Consider the following 20,122-nt stretch of genomic DNA (forward strand, 5'->3'; position numbering starts at 1 on the left):
ACTATTCGTCGTACTTAATTAGTCGCCGTGTTTAATTGCGTCTTTAAAGTTGCGGCCTTTGATCATAAGCATTTCTAACGTCTCAGCGTTGTATTCGACTTTGATGATGTTGTTTTGGTAATTGATTTTTAGTTCATACACCCAAATGTCGTCATCTTCTTCTAGTTCTACTTTTATGATTCTGCCATGAAGATCGTTTTCAACCGCGGCATACATTTCTGAGAAAGGGCGAATGTAGCCTTCTCGTACGGCTTCATAGACTTCGTCTTGATCTTCTTCAAATTCGATGCTGGTTCCTGCTTTATGAACGTCCTGCACTAATTCATGACCATTATGATGTGAGTCTGCCCATGCGCCAGTAGAAACAAATAAGCCTAAGCTTATAGAAAACAAAGAAATCATAGCTTTACTAAACATAGCGAATCCTAGAGAAGGTTGATAGCGTTCAGTATAAAAAAGTAATTCTGAACAGAAAGTGAACCTGATTAATAATGAGAATTTGATACCGAAAAACTTAGCGATTAAATGGCGAAGGCTTTAATACATAACACTAACCGCCGAGTGTTAAGAACGTAATACTTACCTTTATTCTTAACCTTAACGCTGCTGTAATTCGTCTTCGAATATCTTGTCTCTCATTTTCCAAAAGCGTCCGACTTTACGTGCAATCACGAACTGAGGTGGGCGGAACCTATGTTGGTGAGCAACCACTTTCGATGGTGATGCTTCTTCAAAAGGGCGATGTCTGTCTGCTAGGTGAGGGCGAACAAACTGGTCTTTGAAGTTCTGTTTCTGTTTCTTGGTGGTTAATGACCAAAACTCATGCACTTGCGCTTGGTTTTCACCGCGATAGGTGACTTTAAGTTGTGATTTACCTTTGTCGTCCTTAAGTACGTTCAAGTCCATTTCTAAACACTCAAACACCAACGCATCTTTTAGGTTTAACGCTTCCTTAAGCTTTTTGTCTGGGTCGACTAAAGTTGCATCACACTCATGACAAATGCGTGCGGCAATGTCGTTGTCAGCGCCGCATTCACCGCAGTATTTCGCTCGGAAACGATAGTTACAGTGTTCGCGTTCGCCCGTGTCTTCATCGGTAAAGTAGCCTTGGCATTTACGACCAAAGTGCTCAAGCAAGAAGCCATTGCTGTCTAGTTTGCCCCAAAAGTTATTATTGAAGCCGCACGCCGGGCAAGGGATGGTGATGATTTCACTGTCTGAATCTGGTTTTGGATCGCCGACCTCAGGTTGGTAAAGGTCGTAACTATTACCCGCATAGTCGAGCACCAGACACTCTTTCTTACCTGGGGATAGGCGTAAGCCACGGCCGACGATTTGTTGATACAAACTGATGGATTCGGTAGGGCGTAAAATTGCGATTAAATCGACATGTGGCGCATCAAAGCCTGTGGTTAATACCGATACGTTGACCAAGAATTTGATTTTACGTTCTTTGAAATCATTGATGATTTGGTCACGTTCGAGTGTTGGCGTATCGCCAATCACAATCGATGCTTCACCTTCTGGTAATAAGCCGAGAATCTCTTGCGCGTGTCGAACTGTGGCGGCAAATACCATGATGCCTAGTTTGTCTTGGGCCAGTTCAATTATCTGGTCGACAATCTGCGGGGTCGCGCGTTTCGACTGCTCGATCACCATATCAAGCTCTGCTTCTTTGTAGCGACCAGTGCTCGCTGGCTTTAACTGTGAAAAGTCGTAGCTCAATACGGGCGCATCTATCATGCGCGCAGGAGTTAAGAAACCTTCGTCGAGTAGGTAACGAATCGGCAGTTCGAAAATACAATCTCTGAAAAACCTGGCTTCTTCAGATCGTACTTGGCCGCGGGTGTGATACTGGTAAAGCCAACCCATACCAAGACGATAAGGGGTCGCGGTTAGGCCAAGCACCTTGATACCCGAATTATTCTCGCGCAAGTGAGTGATGACTTTCTGGTAGCTACTGGTCTTTTCATCGGGAACACGGTGACATTCATCGATCACCAACAGTGAAAATTGGTTAGAGAATGAATCGAGATTTCGAACCACAGATTGAACGGATGCGAAGACCACTTGTTGGTCTGTCTCTTTACGGCCTAAACCCGCAGAGAAAATCGAGCCTTTCAGTCCGTAGCCTTCATACTTTTCATGGTTCTGTTCAACCAACTCTTTTACGTGAGCAAGTACCAACACTCGACCTTTCGCAAGCCTTGCCAACTCTGCAATTACAAGGCTTTTTCCTGCACCAGTCGGAAGCACGAGCACAGCCGGAGTTTGGTGTTTTCTGAAGTAATGAATCACTGATTTTACAGAATCAGCTTGGTACGGGCGGAGTGTATACATATCGCGTCTTGTAAGAAGGAAAACAAATAGTGTGAAATAGCTCAACTAATTGAGCAAAGGTGACTATAATACCCGACTTAGATTAGTTGAGGTATTCATGCGTTTAGATAAATTTCTGTGCGATGCATTAGGCGTCACTCGAAGAGAAGCAACACACTTATTAAAATCCAAGGCAGTGACAGTAAATGATGTCATTCAAAAAAGCGGTTCACTCAAGGTAACTGAAGAGTGTGTCGTGGAATGGCAAGGCAATGAATTGAATGTTCATGGCCCACGTTACATCATGCTTTATAAGCCAGAAGGCTTTGTTTGCTCGCATGAAGATGGCGCAAATCGTATCGCGTTTGAACTACTCGATGAAATCAAAATGGACAAGCTGCACTTTGCTGGCCGTTTAGATATTGATACAACAGGTCTTGTGTTGATTACCGACGATGGTAAGTGGTCTCACCGTATCACTTCGCCAAAGCACAAGTGCGAGAAGACGTACCGTGTGTGGTTGGTTGAACCTGTTGAAGACGATTACGTTGAGAAATTCAAAGAGGGCATCCAGCTTAAGAGCGAAGATGGCCTAACACTTCCTGCACACCTAGAAGTTCGTGCAGAGCGTGAAGTGCTGCTAACGATTCACGAAGGCAAATACCACCAAGTTAAACGTATGTTTGCAGCACTTGGTAACAAAGTAGAAGCACTGCATCGTGAACGTATTGGCGAAATTGAGATGGACGAATCTTTAGAGTTAGGTGAATACCGTTACCTAACACAAGAAGAAGTCGACTCGATCTGGAAGTAACCCTTTCTATCGAAGATGTAGCCGACCAAGGATAGCGTCGGCTGATTATTTTGACTGGTACTAGGACAGTTTCAGCCATTATTGCTGTACGCATGTTTGTGTATCACTGTGCGTATTCGTGTATCACTGTGTGGATGCTCGTGCTCACATAGAACCTAGTACTTAGTCGGAGAGTTATGCAAACATCTACCCAACAGACACCAAGCTCACAACCACAAACTCCTCAGTTAGGTTGGATGCTATTTTTGGTTCTGGGTGCGATTGGTGCACTGACACCACTCGCCATTGATATGTACCTGCCCGCTATGCCAACGATCGCCAAAGATCTTGGCGTGACAGCGGGTGAAGTGCAGATCACACTTACAGCGTATACCGCAGGTTTTGCACTCGGTCAGTTGTTACATGGTCCGTTAGCCGACAGTTATGGTCGCAAGCCTGTTCTATTGATTGGTGTATTCTTCTTTGCGATCGCGTCTGTTGTGAGTGCCACTACTCATGGTATTGAAGCACTAACACTAGTTCGTACCGCTCAAGGCTTCGCAGGTGCAGCGGCAGCGGTAATAATTCAAGCTGTTGTACGTGACATGTTTGACCGTGAAGATTTCGCAAGAACCATGTCGTTCGTTACCTTAGTAATGACGGTTGCACCGCTTATCGCGCCTATGATTGGTGGTTATTTAACGTTGTGGTTCGGTTGGCGTTCAATTTTTTGGGTATTGGCGATTTTTGCAGTGATTGTGATTCTCGCGGTGATAGTCAAAATTCCTGAGACACTGCCTGTCGACAATCGTCAACCATTGCGCTTTAAAACCACGATTCGTAATTACGCTCGTTTATGTAGAAACCCGACCGCTATGGGGCTGATTTTCTCTGGTGCGTTCTCGTTCTCTGGGATGTTCGCATTCTTAACAGCAGGCTCTTTTGTCTACATTGATGTCTATGGCGTACGTCCTGACCTGTTTGGTTACCTATTTGGTCTGAACATTGTTGCGATGATTCTGATGACGACAATCAATGGTCGAATCGTTAAGAAGGTCGGTTCTCATACAATGTTGAGGGCAGCGCTGGTCATCCAATTACTGGCTGGCGTAGGTTTACTTGTCGGTTGGGCATTGGATCTCGGGCTTTGGGGAATTGTGCCGTTTGTGATGCTATTTATTGGGACCATTTCTACTATTGGCAGTAATTCTATGGGGCTGCTGTTGAGTGGTTATCCGAACATGGCAGGAACGGCTTCATCGCTTGCAGGAACATTAAGATTTGGTACTGGTTCTGTCGTTGGTGCGATCGTTGCGATGCTACCAAGTGACAGTGCAGGGTCTATGGCTATGGTAATGGCTGCGTGTGCAGTACTGTCAGCATTACTATATTGGACATTAGGAAAGAAGGCATAATGTCAAAATACTATATTGAAATTCAGAAGTTAGTGAACGATGCGTTAGGCGAGCTATATGCTCTACATAAGTCTGGCAAAGCCATTGACGCACCTATCGCGAACAATCTTTACCTTGTTCGCTGGGTAACAAAAGCGATTAAATCTCAAGCGTATGATCGCGTGATTGTGCCTGACTTAGTTCGTTGGCAGAAGCAGGGTCGCTCAAAAGGCAACAACTCTGATTTAACTTTTACCTTTAAACGTATTTCTGCGTTCTACGGACGTTTTTTCCCTGAAGGCGAAGAGCCTAAAGCGCTAAAAGACAGTGATGTTGAAGCGTTCATGGACAAAATGTACGAGATGGGTTGGAGCGTATCGAGTGAAGACGAGCTAACGACTGGCGGCAAGATTCAGTTCTTCACCGATGGTGAGCACTCTTTTGCCTTGTGTGGCAAACAGTGTGACGACTCTTTCGATGGTGAGTTAATGGTTAAGCCAATGAACTGGTTTGTTCGTGGCAACCACGCTGAGTTTATTCAAGCAGCGATGGAAGCAGGCTTCATGCTTCACAAAGTGACGGACTATAAGTCTGCAGTGAAGTATCACGGTGAATACATCGTTTACCCTGCTAACCAAGGCAACCAACTGGCTGAGATCCCGATTAGCGTTATTGGCTAGTAGCGGATTCGGGATACGAGATGAGAGATACGAAGAGCGGAATTATCCGCTCTTTTTTTTGCCTCTCATAGCGCGTGTCGCAAATTTTCTGTTAAGTCTTTTCGCATCTTGACACTCGAATCTCGTATCTGCTTTTAGTCTTTTGGCATCCCGCCACTCGAATCCCGAATCTGCTTTTAGTCTTTTGGCATCCCGCTACTCGAATCCCGTATCTGCTTTTAATCTTTTCGCATCCCGCCACTCGAATCCCGAATCTGCTTTTAGTCTTTTGGCATCCCGCCACTCGAATCCCGAATCTGCTTTTAGTCTTTTCTCATCTCGACACTCGAATCCCGTATCTGCTTTTAGTCTTTTGGCATCCCGCTACTCGAATCCCGTATCTGCTTTTAATCTTTTCGCATCTCGCCACTCGAATCTCGTATCTGCTCTTTAGCCTGCTTCTCAATCGCCTTCACCATGCCTTTAAAGATAAACAGGTGAGCAGGCATCATTGCGAACCAATAGAGTAGACCTAGAAAGCCTTTTGGGTGCCACCAAGCTGATATGTTCAGTTCACGAGAATCGCCGTTGTCAGAAACGGTAATTTCCAGTCGTCCTAAGCCTGGACCTTTCATGCCAAACAGTAGCGATAAGAATTGGTTCTCTTCACAGCGAATCACTTTCCATGAATCGATTTTGTCGCCCACTTTTAGCTTGGGGCCTTCAGGCATTTGTCGCACAGGTACGCCGCCGCCGAAAAGAAGGTCCAACCATTCGCGTGTGCGCCATAAAGCGTTAGCGAAGAAGTAACCTTGCTTCGGGCTTCCTATCTGTTGAGCTACTTGCCAAAGAGACTCTAGTGAGGCAGTAGACATGATGCTTGCGCCTGTTTTCTTCGGGTAATAACCGTATCCCGCTTGCCAGCGTTTGAAGGCAGTTTTATCGAAGCCCCACACATTACTCTTTACGAAGTTTCCTTCAGAATGAATAGCTTGCTCAACCATATTCTCGAACGAGATAAGCCTCTGAGGGTACTTTTCTCTGATAGTGGTCGAACTGGCAATAAAGTCATGCTTTAAGCCAGCAAGCAGTGCTCTGCCTATGTTGGACGGTACAGATGTCACTAAGCCTAGCCAATATGAAGCAATCTTGGGGGTGAGCAGTGATGTAGCCCACAGCCGGAGTGGACGATCGGCCGTTTTGGCAATATGAGCAAATTGGTTTCGATAAGAGACAATATCCGGCCCACCAACTTCGAAGATTTGGCTTTCTATAGGCGTGTCTTGTGCTAGCTTCAGCAGATAGTGGTTCAGGTTCTGCAATGCGATAGGGTTTGCTTTAGAATCGACCCACTTTGGCGCAATCATAATCGGCAAGTTGTACACAAAGTCTCGCATGATCTCGAATGCCGCAGAGCCTGGGCCTATGATCACGCCTGCTTGAAGTTCGGTTATCGGTACCGGCCCTTTACGAAGTAGTTCACCGGTTTTCTTTCTCGCTTGAAGGTGCTCTGAGTTACCAGTTTGAGGCTGCAACGAGCTTAGATAGATAACGTGCTGGTTTTTAGGGCCAAGTGCAGAGACAAAGTTGCGAGCTAGGTTTAACTCGTAATCAATAAAGTCGTGGCCTTCTGCCATTCCATGGACAAGGAAGAAGATAAGATCAAAATCGGGGACTAAGGCTTGTGTCGCAGCTTGATCGGCCAAATCAAGATACTCAAGTGATAAGTTTTCGTGAGGCTCGGTCCGTGCCTTTAAATAGTCGATATGCCTTGCTGCTGCCGTGACTTGATAGCCTTGCTCAAGCAGGAGAGGGAGGAGTTGTGAGCCTACGTATCCAGAAGCGCCTAAAACCAGTACTTTCTTCATTACTACTCCATTTATATCTGTGGTTAAAAACCGAACATTGATATAATAGCGCGATATTTATCTTTATTCATCAATACGTTCCGTTTAGGTCTCTCTATGTTGCTCTCTTCAATTATTCATCACACACGCGGTGATTTTGTTCGCAGGTTGATTGCCATAGCTTTGCCAATCACCTTGCAGAGCATCATGTTCTCGAGTCGAGGCTTAGTGGATGTGTTGATGCTAGGTCAGCTTGGAGAAGCAGACATTGCGGCTGTGGGTGTGGCGAGTCGTGCGATGTTCGTGACGACCATTATGCTGGTGGGTGTCACCACCGGCGGCGCTCTTCTTACTGCTCAATATTGGGGAGCGGGCAACAGACAAGGCGTGAGAGAAAGCACTGCACTAACCTGGCTGGTTTCGACGTTGTTTGCGCTGTTGACCATCGTGTTCTTTGTCTCTTTCCCGGCACAAATCATGGGCGTGACGACTGACTCTCAAGAAGTCATCAGCTTGGGCGTTGAATACATCGTTATCACCTCATTTAGCATGTTAGCCGTATCGTGTGTCAGCAGTATGGCCGTTGGCCTAAGAGCGATACACAAACCTGGATTGAGTACCTTCTTCAGTGGTATTGGTATCCTGTCTAACGTGTTCTTAAACTGGGTGCTGATTTTCGGTAACTTAGGATTTCCGGCTCTTGGCATCAAAGGTGCGGCGATTGCGACCGTACTGAGTGGCGCAATTGAAGTGGCGACCTTGTTTGGTTACCTCTATTTCTCTAAACATTTATTAGCCTTCAAACTTTGTGATATCAAAGCTGCGGCAACGGTGGAGAAAGTCGTTCGCTTCTTGAAATTGTCTCTGCCGACAACGTTTAACTTCTTGGCTTGGGCGGGGGGCTTATTCGCTTATCACGCCATTATGGGGCAATCAGGCGTTCAAGGTTTAGCTGCGCTTTCGGTGATGACGCCAGTTGAGTCTATCTCGTTGAGTTTGTTGATTGGCATGTCGAATGCTGCCGCGGTTTTGGTGGGCAACCAACTCGGTGCGAAGAACAATGAAGCGGTTTACTACCAAGCGCTAGGCTTAACGATTTTGTGCTTCTTTACCAGTATTGTGGTGGCAATTTTCCTCTACTTTATACAAACGCCAATATTGAATGCCTTTAGCGCACTGACCGAAGAGACCCGAGCGCTTTCAGAGAAGTTTATTTTGATTCTGAGTGTGGGTATTGTCATCCGCTCTATTCCAATGACAGTGATAGTTGGTGTACTCAGAGCGGGTGGTGACGTGAAGTTTTGTCTCTATCAAGACTTGATTGCTCAGTGGGTGATAGGTATTCCTTTGGCAGCCATCGCCGCTATTTACTTTAAGCTTCCACCTGAGTGGGTTTACCTACTGTTCCTTACTGAAGAAGTGATTAAGTGGGGCGGGTCGCTCTATCGCATGAAAACAAGAAAATGGATTAAAAACTTGATAGGAAGTTGAAGTAGGACGCACCAATCACATCACTTTATCGTTGGTGTGTGATCTATCTTTCAAAATACTTCCTCCTAACAGGGAATTAGTGTAGATTCTCCTTCCAAATTCTAACTAATGTGAGCTGTTTAATGTTAAAGCTGTCAGACCTATGTAAAGGCTATGTCGATGGGGGGGAGTTTCACCCTGTTTTGCAAGGTGCTGAATTAACATTAAACCAAGGTGACCAGCTAGCATTAATGGGAGAAAGTGGTTCAGGTAAAAGTACTTTACTGAACCTTATTGCGGGGTTAGACCTAGCTGATTCAGGTGAAATTGCTTTCCCTCACTTCAATATGCACGACTCTACCGAGCGTGACCGCACCGCTTATCGCAGAAACAACATCGGCCATATCTTTCAGCAGTTCAACTTACTGCCGACATTGAACATTGCCGATAACATTCGTTTTTGCCGCCAATTAAAAGGCTTACCCGAAGACAAGGGGCTCTGGCGACAGATCCTTTCTGCTTTAGATCTGATGCCTTTGCTTGGTCGTTATCCTGAAGAGGCGTCTGGTGGTCAGCAACAACGTGCGGCAATTGCTCGTGCGCTGTATATGGAACCCAAAATCTTACTGGCCGATGAGCCAACAGGTAGCTTAGATGAGCGCAACGCTGAAGCGGTAATGCGTTTGCTGACCTCTTTGGCTCGCCAATTAGAATGTACATTACTGTTGGTAACACACAGTGAGAAAGTAGCGCTGCATATGGATGGCAGGATCCGCCTACAAGGAGGGCAACTGCATGTTATGGCCCGTAGTTAAGGCACTACTCGGTCATTATCGACGTTACCCACTTCAGATTATCTTGGTATGGCTTGGTTTAACCCTAGGCGTATCACTTTTGGTTGGTGTTACTGCCATTAACCAACACGCCAAGCAAAGCTATGCACATGGCGAAAAACTCTTTTCGAATCCTCTTCCTTACCGTATTCGACCAAAACACAACGCCAATAAAATTCCGCAAGGCTTTTATATCCATCTTCGACGTGAAGGCTTTCAGCAGTGTTCTCCTTTTGATCACCACCGTATCACTGATGAAAATGGTTCAAATTTCATGCTGATTGGCATAGATCCAGTCTCTATGCTTCAACTGCAGCCGGGCGTTGCGTTAAAAGATCTCAATACGTTAAATCTAATGAAACCGCCATATCCGATCCTTGTGAGCGACGATCTCGCCGAACACATGGAGTGGAAAAACGGTGACTATATCCACCTTATGGATGGCTCTGAGCTTGGTCCCGTGGTTGTCGATCAAAACAACCTGATTAATGGAACAAGGTTAATAGCAGATATCTCCTTGCTCCGCATGCTTAAACGTAGTGCAGGACTTTCAGTGATTGCATGCTCAGACATGTCCACTGAGAAATTTGAACGCCTAAAAAATATGTTGCCGAATGGGTTGACGATCACCCGTAGCTCTAAAGCGGAGCTAGAGTCGCTGACCAGCGCTTTTCACTTAAATCTTAAAGCGATGGGTATGCTGTCGTTTGTGGTTGGTTTATTCATTTTCTATCAAGCGATGTCGCTGTCGTTTATTCAGCGTCAACCGTTAGTCGGTATCTTAAGACAAACAGGTGTGTCGGGCTGGCAATTGGCTAAAGCGCTTTGCTTAGAGCTGCTGCTATTGGTAGGACTGAGCTGGATCTGCGGAAATGTTTTTGGTGTCATGTTAGCCAACCAATTGTTACCTGCGGTATCTTCAAGCTTAGGTGATTTATACGATGCCAACGTTGGTTTAACTATCGATTGGAACTGGCGCTGGAGCGGCTACAGCTTATTGATGGCGTTACTTGGAGCGTTCTTAGCGTGTGCTTGGCCATTGGTTCGTTTGCTTAGATCACAACCGATTCGTTTGACCTCTCGATTGTCTTTGATGCGTTTTGCGGGTACTGAGTTTACTTGGCAAGCTTTGATTGGCTGTGGCTTCTTGGTTGCAGCTGTCGCTGTGTATCAAGCCCCTCAGACTCAAGAAACGGGTTTTGCGATTATCGCACTGATGCTAATTAGTGTGGCTTTGTTTACACCGTTCTTGATGTGGAAGTTATTTAACAGCTTATCTTATTCATTACGTTGGGTTCGTGCTCGTTGGTTCTTTGCTGATGCAGCTTCAAGTATGAGCTACCGTGGCGTGGCGACGATGGCCTTTATGTTGGCCTTAACAGCCAATATTGGTGTAGAAACCATGGTGGGTAGCTTTAGAGATACTACTGATAAATGGTTAACACAGCGCCTGGCTGCGGATCTTTATATCTACCCAACCAATAATGCCGCTGCTCGTATGAGTAACTGGCTGTCAGATCAACCTGAAGTAGATTCGGTTTGGTGGCGTTGGGAGAAAGATGTTGCTTCCCCAGTCGGCAGTATTCAGGTTGTCAGTACGGGTCCTTCTGAAGGCGAACTAGAAGCGCTGACAATCAAATTAGGTATTCCGAATTACTGGTACCACTTACACCACTCTAAAGGTGTGTTGATCAGCGAATCGATGTCTCTCAAGTTGGGGATTCGCCCTGGCGACTACATTGACCTCTATGATAGCCTCGGCTCTGGTTGGCAGGTTGTTGGAGTTTATTACGATTATGGTAACCCTTACCATCAAGTCATGATGTCACATCGAAACTGGCTGTATGGGTTTGCAGGGCGGGGTAATGTAGGCCTTGGCGTAATACTCAAAGATGATGTTAATTCGGTAGGCCTTCGCAGCCGATTAGAAAGCGTATTCAGGCTTGGCTCTGAGCGTGTATTCGATAACAACAATATTCACAGTCAAGCGATGCGTGTGTTCGATAGAACGTTCGCGATTGCAGATACATTAGGCAACATCACCTTGGTTATTGCAGTCTTCGGTATCTTCTTTGCTACCGTAGCGGGTGAAGTGTCTCGACAAAGACATATATCCTTGCAGCGCTGTTTGGGTGTCTCGGCGAAAGAGTTGATTCTGACAGGTAGCTTGCAGCTGTTTGTATTTGGGCTTATTTCTTCCTTGATTGCGATTCCGCTTGGCTTGGCGCTAGCGAGCTTAATTGTTGATATCGTGATAAAGCAGTCTTTTGGGTGGTCACTCGAGTTACAAGTGATTCCTTGGGATTATTTGCAGACATTTGCGTGGGCCATGGCAGCATTGATGCTCGCTGGTGCTTTACCAGTGATGAGAATGATTCGGAACACTCCGATGAAGTCACTGAGGGATGCGCTTTAGTATGTTTTTACGGAATAGCTCAACTAAGTTAAGACATCGAATCCTGTCTTCTCTTCTATTAATCAGTTTCTTCAGTATCTTTTTAAGTGTTTGGGGCTATTACTCCTATTTCATCGATCCTGGTGAAAAGGGCGAGAATGAAGTTAACTCGGTATTGGTTAGTGAACATTTCAATGTGTTTGAGCCAGTGTTACCAGACCGCAATGTTTCGCTACCACAAGATTTTAAGTTCCACCCAGAGTTTCAACATGAGTGGTGGCATTATTTTGCGTCTTTAAAAGGCGATGATGGCAAAGACTATTCGGTACAGTGGAGCTTTTTCCGTATTGCAACGGACGAACGTGAAACTCCTGGGTGGCAAAGCCCTCAAGTCTATATCTCAAATGTAGTGGTCTCTTCTAAGTCCAAAGTATGGAAAGAACAGCGCATGGCTCGTGGCGGCATTGGCCAAGCGGGAATGACTAACCGTCCATTCAGACTTTGGATTGATAACTGGAACTGGCGTGCACTCGGCAACACACCATTTCCAGGCCGTCTTCAAGTGCAAACTGACACTTTTGGACTTGAGCTCGACACTATTGCAAAAGGGCCATATGTACTCAACGGCGATAATGGCTATCAGAAAAAACACGACTTATTACCTGTCGCGTCTTATAACTTCAGCGCTCCATTTTTATCTTTGAGTGGTGTGTTGAACTTAGACGGCGTTACCAAGGAAGTGGAAGGAACTGCGTGGGTACATAAAGAGTGGGGTAGTGGCTTACTTGGAGTGGGTCAACAAGGTTGGGATTGGTTTGTGTTTAATCTCGATGACGGCACTGCGTTGAGTATTAACCGTTATCGTCATAACCAACAGTTGCCTTACGTATTTGGTACATTAGCAACGCGCTCTGGCAAAGTTTACCAATTGACGGAATCCGATATTTCAATTCAACCATTGCAAAATACAACGTTGATGAATAGAAGACGGATGCCTCTGCAGTGGATCATTAATGTCCCTAAGCATGATATCAACCTCACGACGCGTATTATACGCAGGGATATGTGGCTTCCTTTTGTCATACCATATTGGGAAGGGCCGATTATGGCGAGCGGGAGCCGTGAAGCGACAGGCTTTATGCAATTAACTGGCTACTAAAAAACACCTAAGGCTATCATTTGATAGCCTTTTTTTATGTCTGCGACTTTTATCCAACCCCAATGAATTGTGCATACAGGTTCGATGATCTCATCTATACTTAATTCATGGCGCAGAACAACATTATGGAATATACGACGTATTGTTTAGTATTTGTAGGAAAAACCGAAGTTAAACATCCGAAGAAGTGATTATCTATCAATTAGACTTGGATATAAACTCGTGGTTATTCTTTGTTATTCGTTTATTTAAATAATAAATATAAGGGCGAAATCATGACCGACGTCATCCGTGACTTCTTTAAAATGGAATCTGCTGGCGGCATCATCCTAGTAATCGCTGCGGCGATCGCAATGTTTGTAGCAAACTCACCACTGAACGAAATGTACCAAGGTGTACTTCACAGTTACGTTCTTGGTATGTCTGTGTCTCACTGGATTAACGATGGCTTAATGGCTGTCTTCTTCCTTCTAATCGGCTTAGAAGTTAAGCGCGAACTTTTGGAAGGCGCATTAAAGTCTAAAGAGACAGCAATTTTCCCAGCTATCGCAGCTGTGGGTGGTATGTTAGCTCCTGCACTTATTTACGTGCTATTTAACTCAAGTAACCCTGAAGCGCTTCAAGGTTGGGCTATCCCGGCTGCAACAGATATCGCATTCGCACTGGGTATCATGGCTCTTCTTGGTAACCGTGTACCGGTAAGCCTGAAGGTATTCTTACTAGCATTGGCAATTATCGATGACCTAGGTGTTGTTGTTATCATTGCACTGTTCTACTCAGGTGACCTATCAACGCTTGCACTGACGGTTGGCTTCATCGCGACTGGTGTGTTGTTCATGCTAAATAACAAGCATGTAACTAAGCTGAGTGTGTACTTAATTGTTGGTGCGATCCTGTGGTTCGCTGTATTGAAATCTGGTGTTCACGCAACATTAGCTGGTGTAGTAATTGGTTTTGCTATCCCACTAAAAGGCAATAAGGGAGAACATTCTCCGCTGAAACACCTAGAGCATGCTTTGCACCCATATGTAGCTTTTGCAATTTTGCCAATCTTCGCATTTGCAAACGCAGGCATCTCACTAGAAGGCATCTCAATTTCAAATCTTACAGGCATGCTACCGCTTGGTATTGCTATGGGTCTATTGGTTGGTAAGCCACTGGGTATATTCCTATTCAGCTGGGGTGCTGTGAAAACGGGCGTAGCTAAGCTTCCTGAAGGTGTGAACTTCATGAACATCTTCGCGGTATCTGTGTTGTGTGGTATTGGCTTTACGATGTCTATCTTTATCTCTTCATTGGCATTTGGTCCAACGAATGCAGACTTTGATACGCTAGCTCGATTAGGCATCCTGATGGGATCTACGACAGCAGCTATCTTAGGTTACTTCCTGCTAAGTATTTCTCTACCGAAAACTAAGCACCAAGAAGTAAAACTATAACCAGTAATTGGTTCGGTTAACGATCGAGCAGATTCCTGTGTAGCAAGAAGAGCCACTGAGTCATTTCCGAGATTCAGTGGTTACAAAGAACAAAAAGCCGTGATAGGCAACCCTATCACGGCTTTATTGATCTTGTCGCTAAGCAGTCTTTGTAAGATAACCCACGTTACACTTTCAGTGACAATGTCACGCTATTTTTCTAGCGTGGTAAAAATGGTCCATTCTTCTACGATCTGCTCACTTAACCCAACTACTGTCGCTGTTACCTTACGGTTCAGTGCGTGTGAAGTAGGGTCATCACCATCGTTTTCTAGTCGTTCTTCACCATAGCCGACAATTCTCACACGCTCTGGTTCGATACCATTCGACAGTAACTCGTCTTGAACATTGTTTGCTCGTTTTTTTGAAAGGTCTAAGTTGTACTCGTTGGAACCCACTTTACTCGCATAGCCTTGTATTTCAATCGATGCACTTTTGTAGGTTGCAAGAAACTCTGCCATCGTGCTGATCTGGTCTGAGAAGATTGGATTCACTTCAAATGAGTCATGAGCAAAGAGTATTTTTAGCTGTCTGACTTCTTCCGCACGAATCGTTTCTCCACAACCATCATTGTCGACTTGTGATGTTTCAGGCGTGCCAGGGCAGATATCACGAGCGTTTACCACACCATCTTTATCATCGTCTTGCAGGTCTGCAATCTGCTCAGCTTCAGGTGTCTCGATATAGGCCTCTTCCTGCTGGCTCGAACAGGCAAATAAAGTCATCGTTAACACGGGAAGTAATAAGTAAGGTATTTTCATCATTAATACTCCACGGGTGTAGTCCACTCTTCTGGAATGTCGACCAGTAGAGCATTCAATAAAGAACCTGTAGCGTTCATCACACGGTACTTAGCGTACTGCTCTGAATAGTGGGCATCTAGGTAATCTTTACGGGCTTCAAATAGTTCGTTCTCAGTGTTGAGTAAGTCAAGCAGAGTACGTTTGCCTATTCGGTATTGCTTTTCATATGCGATAACAGTTTCCGAAGCTGAATCAACATGGTCGGATAGAAAGTTCTTTTGTTGTAACGTTAGATCCAATGCACTCCATGAGAGGCGAAGACCTTCTTCCACTTGTCGATAAGCGCGATCTCTCAGATCTTTTGCTTTGTTCAATTGGTATGCCGCAGCTTCTGAATTAGCACTGTCTGTTCCGCCGTTGTACAAGTTATATCGCATGCGTAGCATCGCGAGGGTCTCTTGACTTGAGCCTTCATCGCCACCTGCATCATCACGCCATGACTGAGATGCTTCAATAGAGAAGGTAGGGTAGTTCACGCCCTTTGACTGTTTGTATTGGAAGTGGGCTGAATCGACATCTGCATTTGCAACTTTGATCACTGGGTGTTGGTCTAATGCATCAACAATGGCGTCCGTTAACGACAAAGGAATTTGAGAAATATCGGCTCTTGGGTAAATCAAGCCTAAAGGTTCTTGACCAACCACTCGTCTAAATTGGGTGTGTGTATCGATTAAATTATTCTGTGCGGCCAACAAGTTACCATGAGCTTTTGCAATCCTAGCTTCTACCTGAGATACATCCGCTGTTGAACCTATGCCTGAATTCGCTCGTTTCTTTATATCTTTATAGATTTTCTTGTGTATTGAAAGGTTACTTTCTGACAGTGCCAGCACTTCAGTGGCTTTTACTGCGTCTAGATAAATTTGTGTTACCTCAAGCGCTTTGTCTTCGGCATCCGCGATCAATTGCAAACGTACCGACTCGGCTTCTGCGGCAGTACGATCAATGTCGTACAGTGTCGCGGAACCATCCCACAGCAATTGAGTGAGGGAAATCGTCGCTTCCTTTCTTGTTAGATCGGTATCGGGGCCGTTATTTGGTGCAGGGTTTATACCTTCGTATCCAATACCAGCATCAAGATCGATGCTGGGCTTGTATGCGCCTCCAGAGGCATCATTACGTTTTTTCACGCTCACATATTCATTAAAGATGCTTTTTATCTCTGGATTCGTTGCCAAAGTAATAGCTACAGACTGTTCCAGAGTTTGAGCGGTGAGCTGTGTTGCAGTGACTAAGCAGCACATGATGGATAATTTAAACAATTTCAAAGTAGCTCTCCTTCTACTTTCAATGTCTCATCCGTTTCCCAACCTACGTTTACCGCTGAATTGAGAGAAGGGTATTAAACGAAGCTTAGGACATTTGCAAAAAAATGCGAAGTTTGTTGGTTTTTTTTTGAATGTAAGTCGCTATTGCTATTGACTAATTTTCAAAGTGCTTTATCTGAACTACTTTAGTGAGTTGATTATCAATAGTGCCACTACTAAATTTATTGTAGGAAATAGCCACAGCGCAGAGTGGGATTGAATCCGCGTTTGGTGTGTTCTGGGTATGAAGTGGGAATATGGATATGGGAAACATCAACCTAAATATACTAGGCCTTGTTAGCGGGAGTGTAGTGCTCGACGCTCAAGGTCAAGTTAGACGTTTGTCTCCGGGCGAACAACCATCCGCTAGCGACGTAATTATCAGTTTTGCTACTAGTGAAGAGAGTGTGCCAAGTGTTTCTGCACGTTTTGTAGATAACCAGGGCCAACAAAATGTGCTAGACACTGATGATGCGATCGCTCAAGTTCAGCGTGCTATTGAAGAAGGATTTGATCCAACAGAACTAGGAGATGAGTTTGATACTGCTGCTGGTGAAGAAGGCTCGAGTTTGACCAACAGCGGTAGGATTGAACGTACTGGAGCTGAAACTCAAGCCGCCACGAATTTTGAAACTGAAGGGTTTGAGTCTCAAGGATTGTCAGAAACTCAAAGTATTGCTCTTTTTGATATCATCGCTTTTGCGCTTATTTCAGGTGACACTAACGCTATTGAGTTTGAGCAGGATGAACCAATTGAGACAGGCGGCGCCTTAATCAGCGATGATCCGGACGTTACCTTTATTGGCAAAGAGGTTGTTGGAGATAATGATCTCGGTACCTTTGTTGTAAACGAAGATGGTACTTGGACTTTCGTGGCCAACAGTCCTTATGATGAGCTTGCCGATGGCGAACAAATTCAAGACACGACAACAGTACAAACCTCCGATGGAGGCGAACAAGTCATCACTGTAACGATAATCGGTACTGATGATGCGGCTGTAGCCACTGATGACTCAGGCAGTGTGACCGAGGACATCGATGTAGATGACATCACCAATCAATTGGTGACGTCTGGTCAGATCGTGATTACAGATGTAGACAGCGACACTCCCACCTTTTCAGCTGATGGTGAGTTTAACCTCGTAGGTTCAACAAACGACTCACAGCTAGGCATATTGAGCATCGACCCCGACGGTGCGTGGACTTACGTAGTTAACAACGATGATGTTCAGTACTTGGATGACGATGAGTTCGTAACCGAGGTTTATACCGTGACAGCAAGTGACGGTACCACGAGCGAAGTGACCATTACTATTAACGGTGCAGATGATCCGTCTGAGATAACCGTTGGTGAAGGTGATTCTGACATGGGTGAGGTGACGGAAGATGTCGATGTTGATCCTGAGAGTAATGACTTGATGGCGACGGGAACACTGACAATAACCGATGTAGATGCTAACGATGTCGCTGCTTTTCAACCCAATGGTACGTTTAATCCAGAAGGCTCAACCAATGAGACCGCATTGGGTATGTTGACCATAACCGATGATGGAGCATGGACGTATGTCGTAGACAACGATGATGTGCAATATCTTGATGACGATGAGTTCGTTACCGAGGTTTACACGGTTACTGCGATAGACGGAACCACCAGTGAAGTGACCATCACCATTAACGGTGCCGATGATCCGTCTGAGATCACCGTTGGTGAAGGTGACTCTGATATGGGTGAGGTGACGGAAGATGTCGATGTTGATCCTGATACCAACGAACTTTCAGCGTCAGGTACTTTAACGATTACTGATGTCGACACGAGTGACATGCCAGCCTTTAAACCTAATGGTGTGTTTACCCCGATTGGGTCTACTTATGCTCTTGCTCTGGGTATGTTAACGATTACTCCGGAGGGGGCATGGAGTTATGTCGTTGATAACGATGCGGTTCAATACTTGAACGATGATGACGTAGTTATAGAGCGATATGTCGTAACCGCTATCGATGGTGTTGAACATGTTATCGAGATAACAATCAATGGTGTCAATGATGCACCTGAAGCGACGAGCTTTACGGTCGTCAATGATGAGGACGCAGTCATACCAATCCTTTTCGATTCTGAAGATGGTGGTATGCCTGATTACATCTCAGATATAGAAGATGACCATGATGACATTCCACTTAATATTAGGATAGAAAGCTTGCCAACCAACGGCAGCCTTTTGTATACCGACGAAAATGGCGTCGCGAGAGAAATCGTTCAGTCTGATGTTGATAACGGTGTGTTGTTTGTTCCGAACAATATCAGTTTTGTTGCTGGACCTGGAGAGATGTTTGAAATGGGCTTCAGTGGTGATCCTGAGGATATGCCAGATCTTGTTGATGGTTTCTATAATTGGGGGGAAGAAGTTTCACCAACAGAGAGACTTATTACGCTAGATAACGGTAATACGATTACAGTAACGATCGAAGATAACAATGATAAACCGTTGAAACAGTATCAAGGCGAACAATCTCATGTTGGTTTTGGTATTGGTGATACTGATGGTAGAGGTATGAACAGCCAGGAGACCTTGGTCCTCGACTTTACTAATAATCCATTAGAGGTTGTTGATTTTGGTTTAGATGGTTTGGGTGGTTCATTTAACACTGATAGTAATGTTTATGTTGAAGTGCTCTATACCTTTGCTGATGGCACGACTCAGACGGAGCAATATCAAAAAGATCCAGGGGATACGGGGAATAGCCAAATTCTGTATGATTTTAGTTATTCTTCACCAGACAACCCGATTGTTGGGATGGAGCTGTCATCGACAGGGGGCAGTTGGGAGTTACGCTATGTCCAAGGTAACGAGGCAGTAACCGAAGACCCGCAGTTTGATTACGTCGCAGTCGATTCTAATGGTGCAGAAAGCACGGTAGAGACAGTCACTATAGATATCGAAGATCCGCAGCAATATAACGTTGTTAGTGCGGCGAGTAATGAACCCTTGTATGCACAGTCAGGTAACGATCTGCTGATTGGAGATAGCGGAGATAATATCTTCACTTGGCTAGACTCCGCGCTCGACAACGGTACTGATATTATTAAAGATTTCGAGCTTTATACTGCTGGTTCTGGGGACCTGATTGATCTCAATGATTTGGTCGAAGATCCTCAAGACGAGACACAAATGGCAGAGTTACTTGATGCGATAGAGGTCTCTGTCGACGGAGAAGATATCGCGTTGTCCATTCCAATCAATGGAGGGGATGATGTTCAAACTATCGTTGTTGAGGGGATTGCGACTGAACTGGGTGGTTCGGTTGATCTAGGTAATGACCTAGCAGTGCTGGGAGAGCTGATAAAAAATGACGCAGCTTAATTAGATAAAGTGAAAGGTTCTAGCACTCAATGTAAGCAAAGCCCTCGATTTTTCGGGGGCTTTTTTGTATCGAATACCAGCCAAAGAAAAGGTATCGGAATAACACACAAAAAAAAGCCCAAACCAACGTGGTTTGGGCGGATACAAGTATAGGAGTTAATAAGGAAAATGCAGTAATTAAGAAAGCAGTGAGAAGAACAAGTTTGACGGCCTGTTAAACTTCTAAATACGCTGTTTTCTACCTAATTTATGACCCTCCATTTCCATTTCAGTTCCAAGAAAATTCATTATTTTTTTCTTTTTTTG

The 20,122-nt window shown here is 45.0% G+C and carries 14 protein-coding genes; 9 read left to right on the forward strand and 5 right to left on the reverse strand.

Annotated features, from left to right (window positions below; genetic code table 11):
* Positions 1–18: 18 nt before the first annotated feature.
* Both CWO13_RS17735 and CWO13_RS17740 read right to left on the reverse strand, forming a co-directional pair.
* Positions 19–417: a PepSY domain-containing protein gene (locus CWO13_RS17735; protein ID WP_048658387.1), complete on the reverse strand. Its 399-nt coding sequence runs from the start codon at positions 415–417 to the stop codon at positions 19–21.
* Between the two features lie 180 nt (positions 418–597).
* Positions 598–2,340 (reverse strand): DEAD/DEAH box helicase, encoded by a 1,743-nt coding sequence (locus CWO13_RS17740; RefSeq protein WP_108083305.1) that lies wholly within the window; start codon positions 2,338–2,340, stop codon positions 598–600.
* 97 nt (positions 2,341–2,437) lie between these two features.
* Between CWO13_RS17740 and rsuA the strand changes: the two genes are divergently transcribed.
* The 3 genes from rsuA (at position 2,438) to CWO13_RS17755 (ending at position 5,186) form a co-directional block, all read left to right on the forward strand.
* Complete coding sequence (gene rsuA / locus CWO13_RS17745) at positions 2,438–3,133, forward strand: 16S rRNA pseudouridine(516) synthase RsuA (protein ID WP_017060380.1); 696 nt, start codon at positions 2,438–2,440, stop codon at positions 3,131–3,133.
* Between the two features lie 176 nt (positions 3,134–3,309).
* Complete coding sequence (locus CWO13_RS17750; RefSeq protein ID WP_108083306.1) at positions 3,310–4,527, forward strand: Bcr/CflA family multidrug efflux MFS transporter; 1,218 nt, start codon at positions 3,310–3,312, stop codon at positions 4,525–4,527.
* Complete coding sequence (locus tag CWO13_RS17755) at positions 4,527–5,186, forward strand: DUF2913 family protein (RefSeq protein ID WP_010441495.1); 660 nt, start codon at positions 4,527–4,529, stop codon at positions 5,184–5,186. The genes CWO13_RS17750 and CWO13_RS17755 overlap by 1 nt, the downstream gene beginning before the upstream one ends.
* 386 nt (positions 5,187–5,572) lie before the next feature.
* Here CWO13_RS17755 and CWO13_RS17760 read toward each other — a convergent pair whose 3' ends face one another.
* The gene (locus CWO13_RS17760; RefSeq protein ID WP_108083307.1) at positions 5,573–7,033 is read right to left on the reverse strand and encodes a DUF2867 domain-containing protein; all 1,461 of its coding nucleotides are present in this window, start codon (positions 7,031–7,033) and stop codon (positions 5,573–5,575) included.
* Positions 7,034–7,129: 96 nt separating this feature from the next.
* Between CWO13_RS17760 and CWO13_RS17765 the strand changes: the two genes are divergently transcribed.
* The 5 genes from CWO13_RS17765 to nhaA all read left to right on the forward strand — a co-directional run bounded on the left by CWO13_RS17765 (position 7,130) and on the right by nhaA (position 14,308).
* Positions 7,130–8,503 (forward strand): MATE family efflux transporter, encoded by a 1,374-nt coding sequence (locus CWO13_RS17765; RefSeq protein WP_102432760.1) that lies wholly within the window; start codon positions 7,130–7,132, stop codon positions 8,501–8,503.
* A gap of 122 nt (positions 8,504–8,625) precedes the next feature.
* Positions 8,626–9,297 carry an ABC transporter ATP-binding protein gene (locus CWO13_RS17770; protein WP_017060385.1) on the forward strand — a complete coding sequence of 224 codons (672 nt, stop codon included), beginning with the start codon at positions 8,626–8,628 and terminating at the stop codon, positions 9,295–9,297.
* On the forward strand, positions 9,278–11,731 hold the full coding sequence (locus tag CWO13_RS17775; RefSeq protein WP_108083308.1) for an ABC transporter permease: 2,454 nt from the start codon (positions 9,278–9,280) through the stop codon (positions 11,729–11,731). The genes CWO13_RS17770 and CWO13_RS17775 overlap by 20 nt, the downstream gene beginning before the upstream one ends.
* Positions 11,721–12,869 (forward strand): lipocalin-like domain-containing protein, encoded by a 1,149-nt coding sequence (locus CWO13_RS17780; RefSeq protein WP_108083309.1) that lies wholly within the window; start codon positions 11,721–11,723, stop codon positions 12,867–12,869. The genes CWO13_RS17775 and CWO13_RS17780 overlap by 11 nt, the downstream gene beginning before the upstream one ends.
* Positions 12,870–13,144: 275 nt before the next feature.
* Complete coding sequence (gene nhaA, locus CWO13_RS17785) at positions 13,145–14,308, forward strand: Na+/H+ antiporter NhaA (protein WP_048664785.1); 1,164 nt, start codon at positions 13,145–13,147, stop codon at positions 14,306–14,308.
* A gap of 191 nt (positions 14,309–14,499) precedes the next feature.
* Here the strand turns inward: nhaA and CWO13_RS17790 are convergent, their stop codons facing one another.
* Complete coding sequence (locus CWO13_RS17790) at positions 14,500–15,111, reverse strand: OmpA family protein (protein ID WP_108083310.1); 612 nt, start codon at positions 15,109–15,111, stop codon at positions 14,500–14,502.
* Positions 15,111–16,418, reverse strand: a complete 1,308-nt coding sequence (locus CWO13_RS17795; protein ID WP_102432757.1) for a TolC family outer membrane protein — start codon at positions 16,416–16,418, stop codon at positions 15,111–15,113. Before CWO13_RS17795 ends, CWO13_RS17790 begins: the two co-directional genes overlap by 1 nt.
* Before the next feature lie 302 nt (positions 16,419–16,720).
* On the opposite strand from CWO13_RS17795, the gene CWO13_RS17800 reads away from it, so the two are divergent.
* Positions 16,721–19,816, forward strand: coding sequence for a VCBS domain-containing protein (locus CWO13_RS17800; RefSeq protein WP_108083355.1), 3,096 nt, complete (start codon positions 16,721–16,723; stop codon positions 19,814–19,816).
* Positions 19,817–20,122 lie beyond the last annotated feature (306 nt).

Origin of the sequence: Vibrio sp. ZF 223 (assembly GCF_003050585.1) — a bacterium.
Lineage (GTDB): Bacteria > Pseudomonadota > Gammaproteobacteria > Enterobacterales > Vibrionaceae > Vibrio > Vibrio crassostreae.

Coding starts and splice junctions, on each gene's coding strand:
- CWO13_RS17800 (WP_108083355.1), top strand. CDS start 16,721: ATGGGAAACATCAACCTAAATATACTAGGCCTTGTTAGCGGGAGTGTA.
- CWO13_RS17790 (WP_108083310.1), bottom strand. CDS start 15,111: ATGATGAAAATACCTTACTTATTACTTCCCGTGTTAACGATGACTTTA.
- CWO13_RS17765 (WP_102432760.1), top strand. CDS start 7,130: ATGTTGCTCTCTTCAATTATTCATCACACACGCGGTGATTTTGTTCGC.
- nhaA (WP_048664785.1), top strand. CDS start 13,145: ATGACCGACGTCATCCGTGACTTCTTTAAAATGGAATCTGCTGGCGGC.
- CWO13_RS17780 (WP_108083309.1), top strand. CDS start 11,721: ATGCGCTTTAGTATGTTTTTACGGAATAGCTCAACTAAGTTAAGACAT.
- CWO13_RS17775 (WP_108083308.1), top strand. CDS start 9,278: ATGTTATGGCCCGTAGTTAAGGCACTACTCGGTCATTATCGACGTTAC.
- CWO13_RS17740 (WP_108083305.1), bottom strand. CDS start 2,340: ATGTATACACTCCGCCCGTACCAAGCTGATTCTGTAAAATCAGTGATT.
- CWO13_RS17755 (WP_010441495.1), top strand. CDS start 4,527: ATGTCAAAATACTATATTGAAATTCAGAAGTTAGTGAACGATGCGTTA.
- rsuA (WP_017060380.1), top strand. CDS start 2,438: ATGCGTTTAGATAAATTTCTGTGCGATGCATTAGGCGTCACTCGAAGA.
- CWO13_RS17760 (WP_108083307.1), bottom strand. CDS start 7,033: ATGAAGAAAGTACTGGTTTTAGGCGCTTCTGGATACGTAGGCTCACAA.
- CWO13_RS17735 (WP_048658387.1), bottom strand. CDS start 417: ATGTTTAGTAAAGCTATGATTTCTTTGTTTTCTATAAGCTTAGGCTTA.
- CWO13_RS17750 (WP_108083306.1), top strand. CDS start 3,310: ATGCAAACATCTACCCAACAGACACCAAGCTCACAACCACAAACTCCT.
- CWO13_RS17770 (WP_017060385.1), top strand. CDS start 8,626: ATGTTAAAGCTGTCAGACCTATGTAAAGGCTATGTCGATGGGGGGGAG.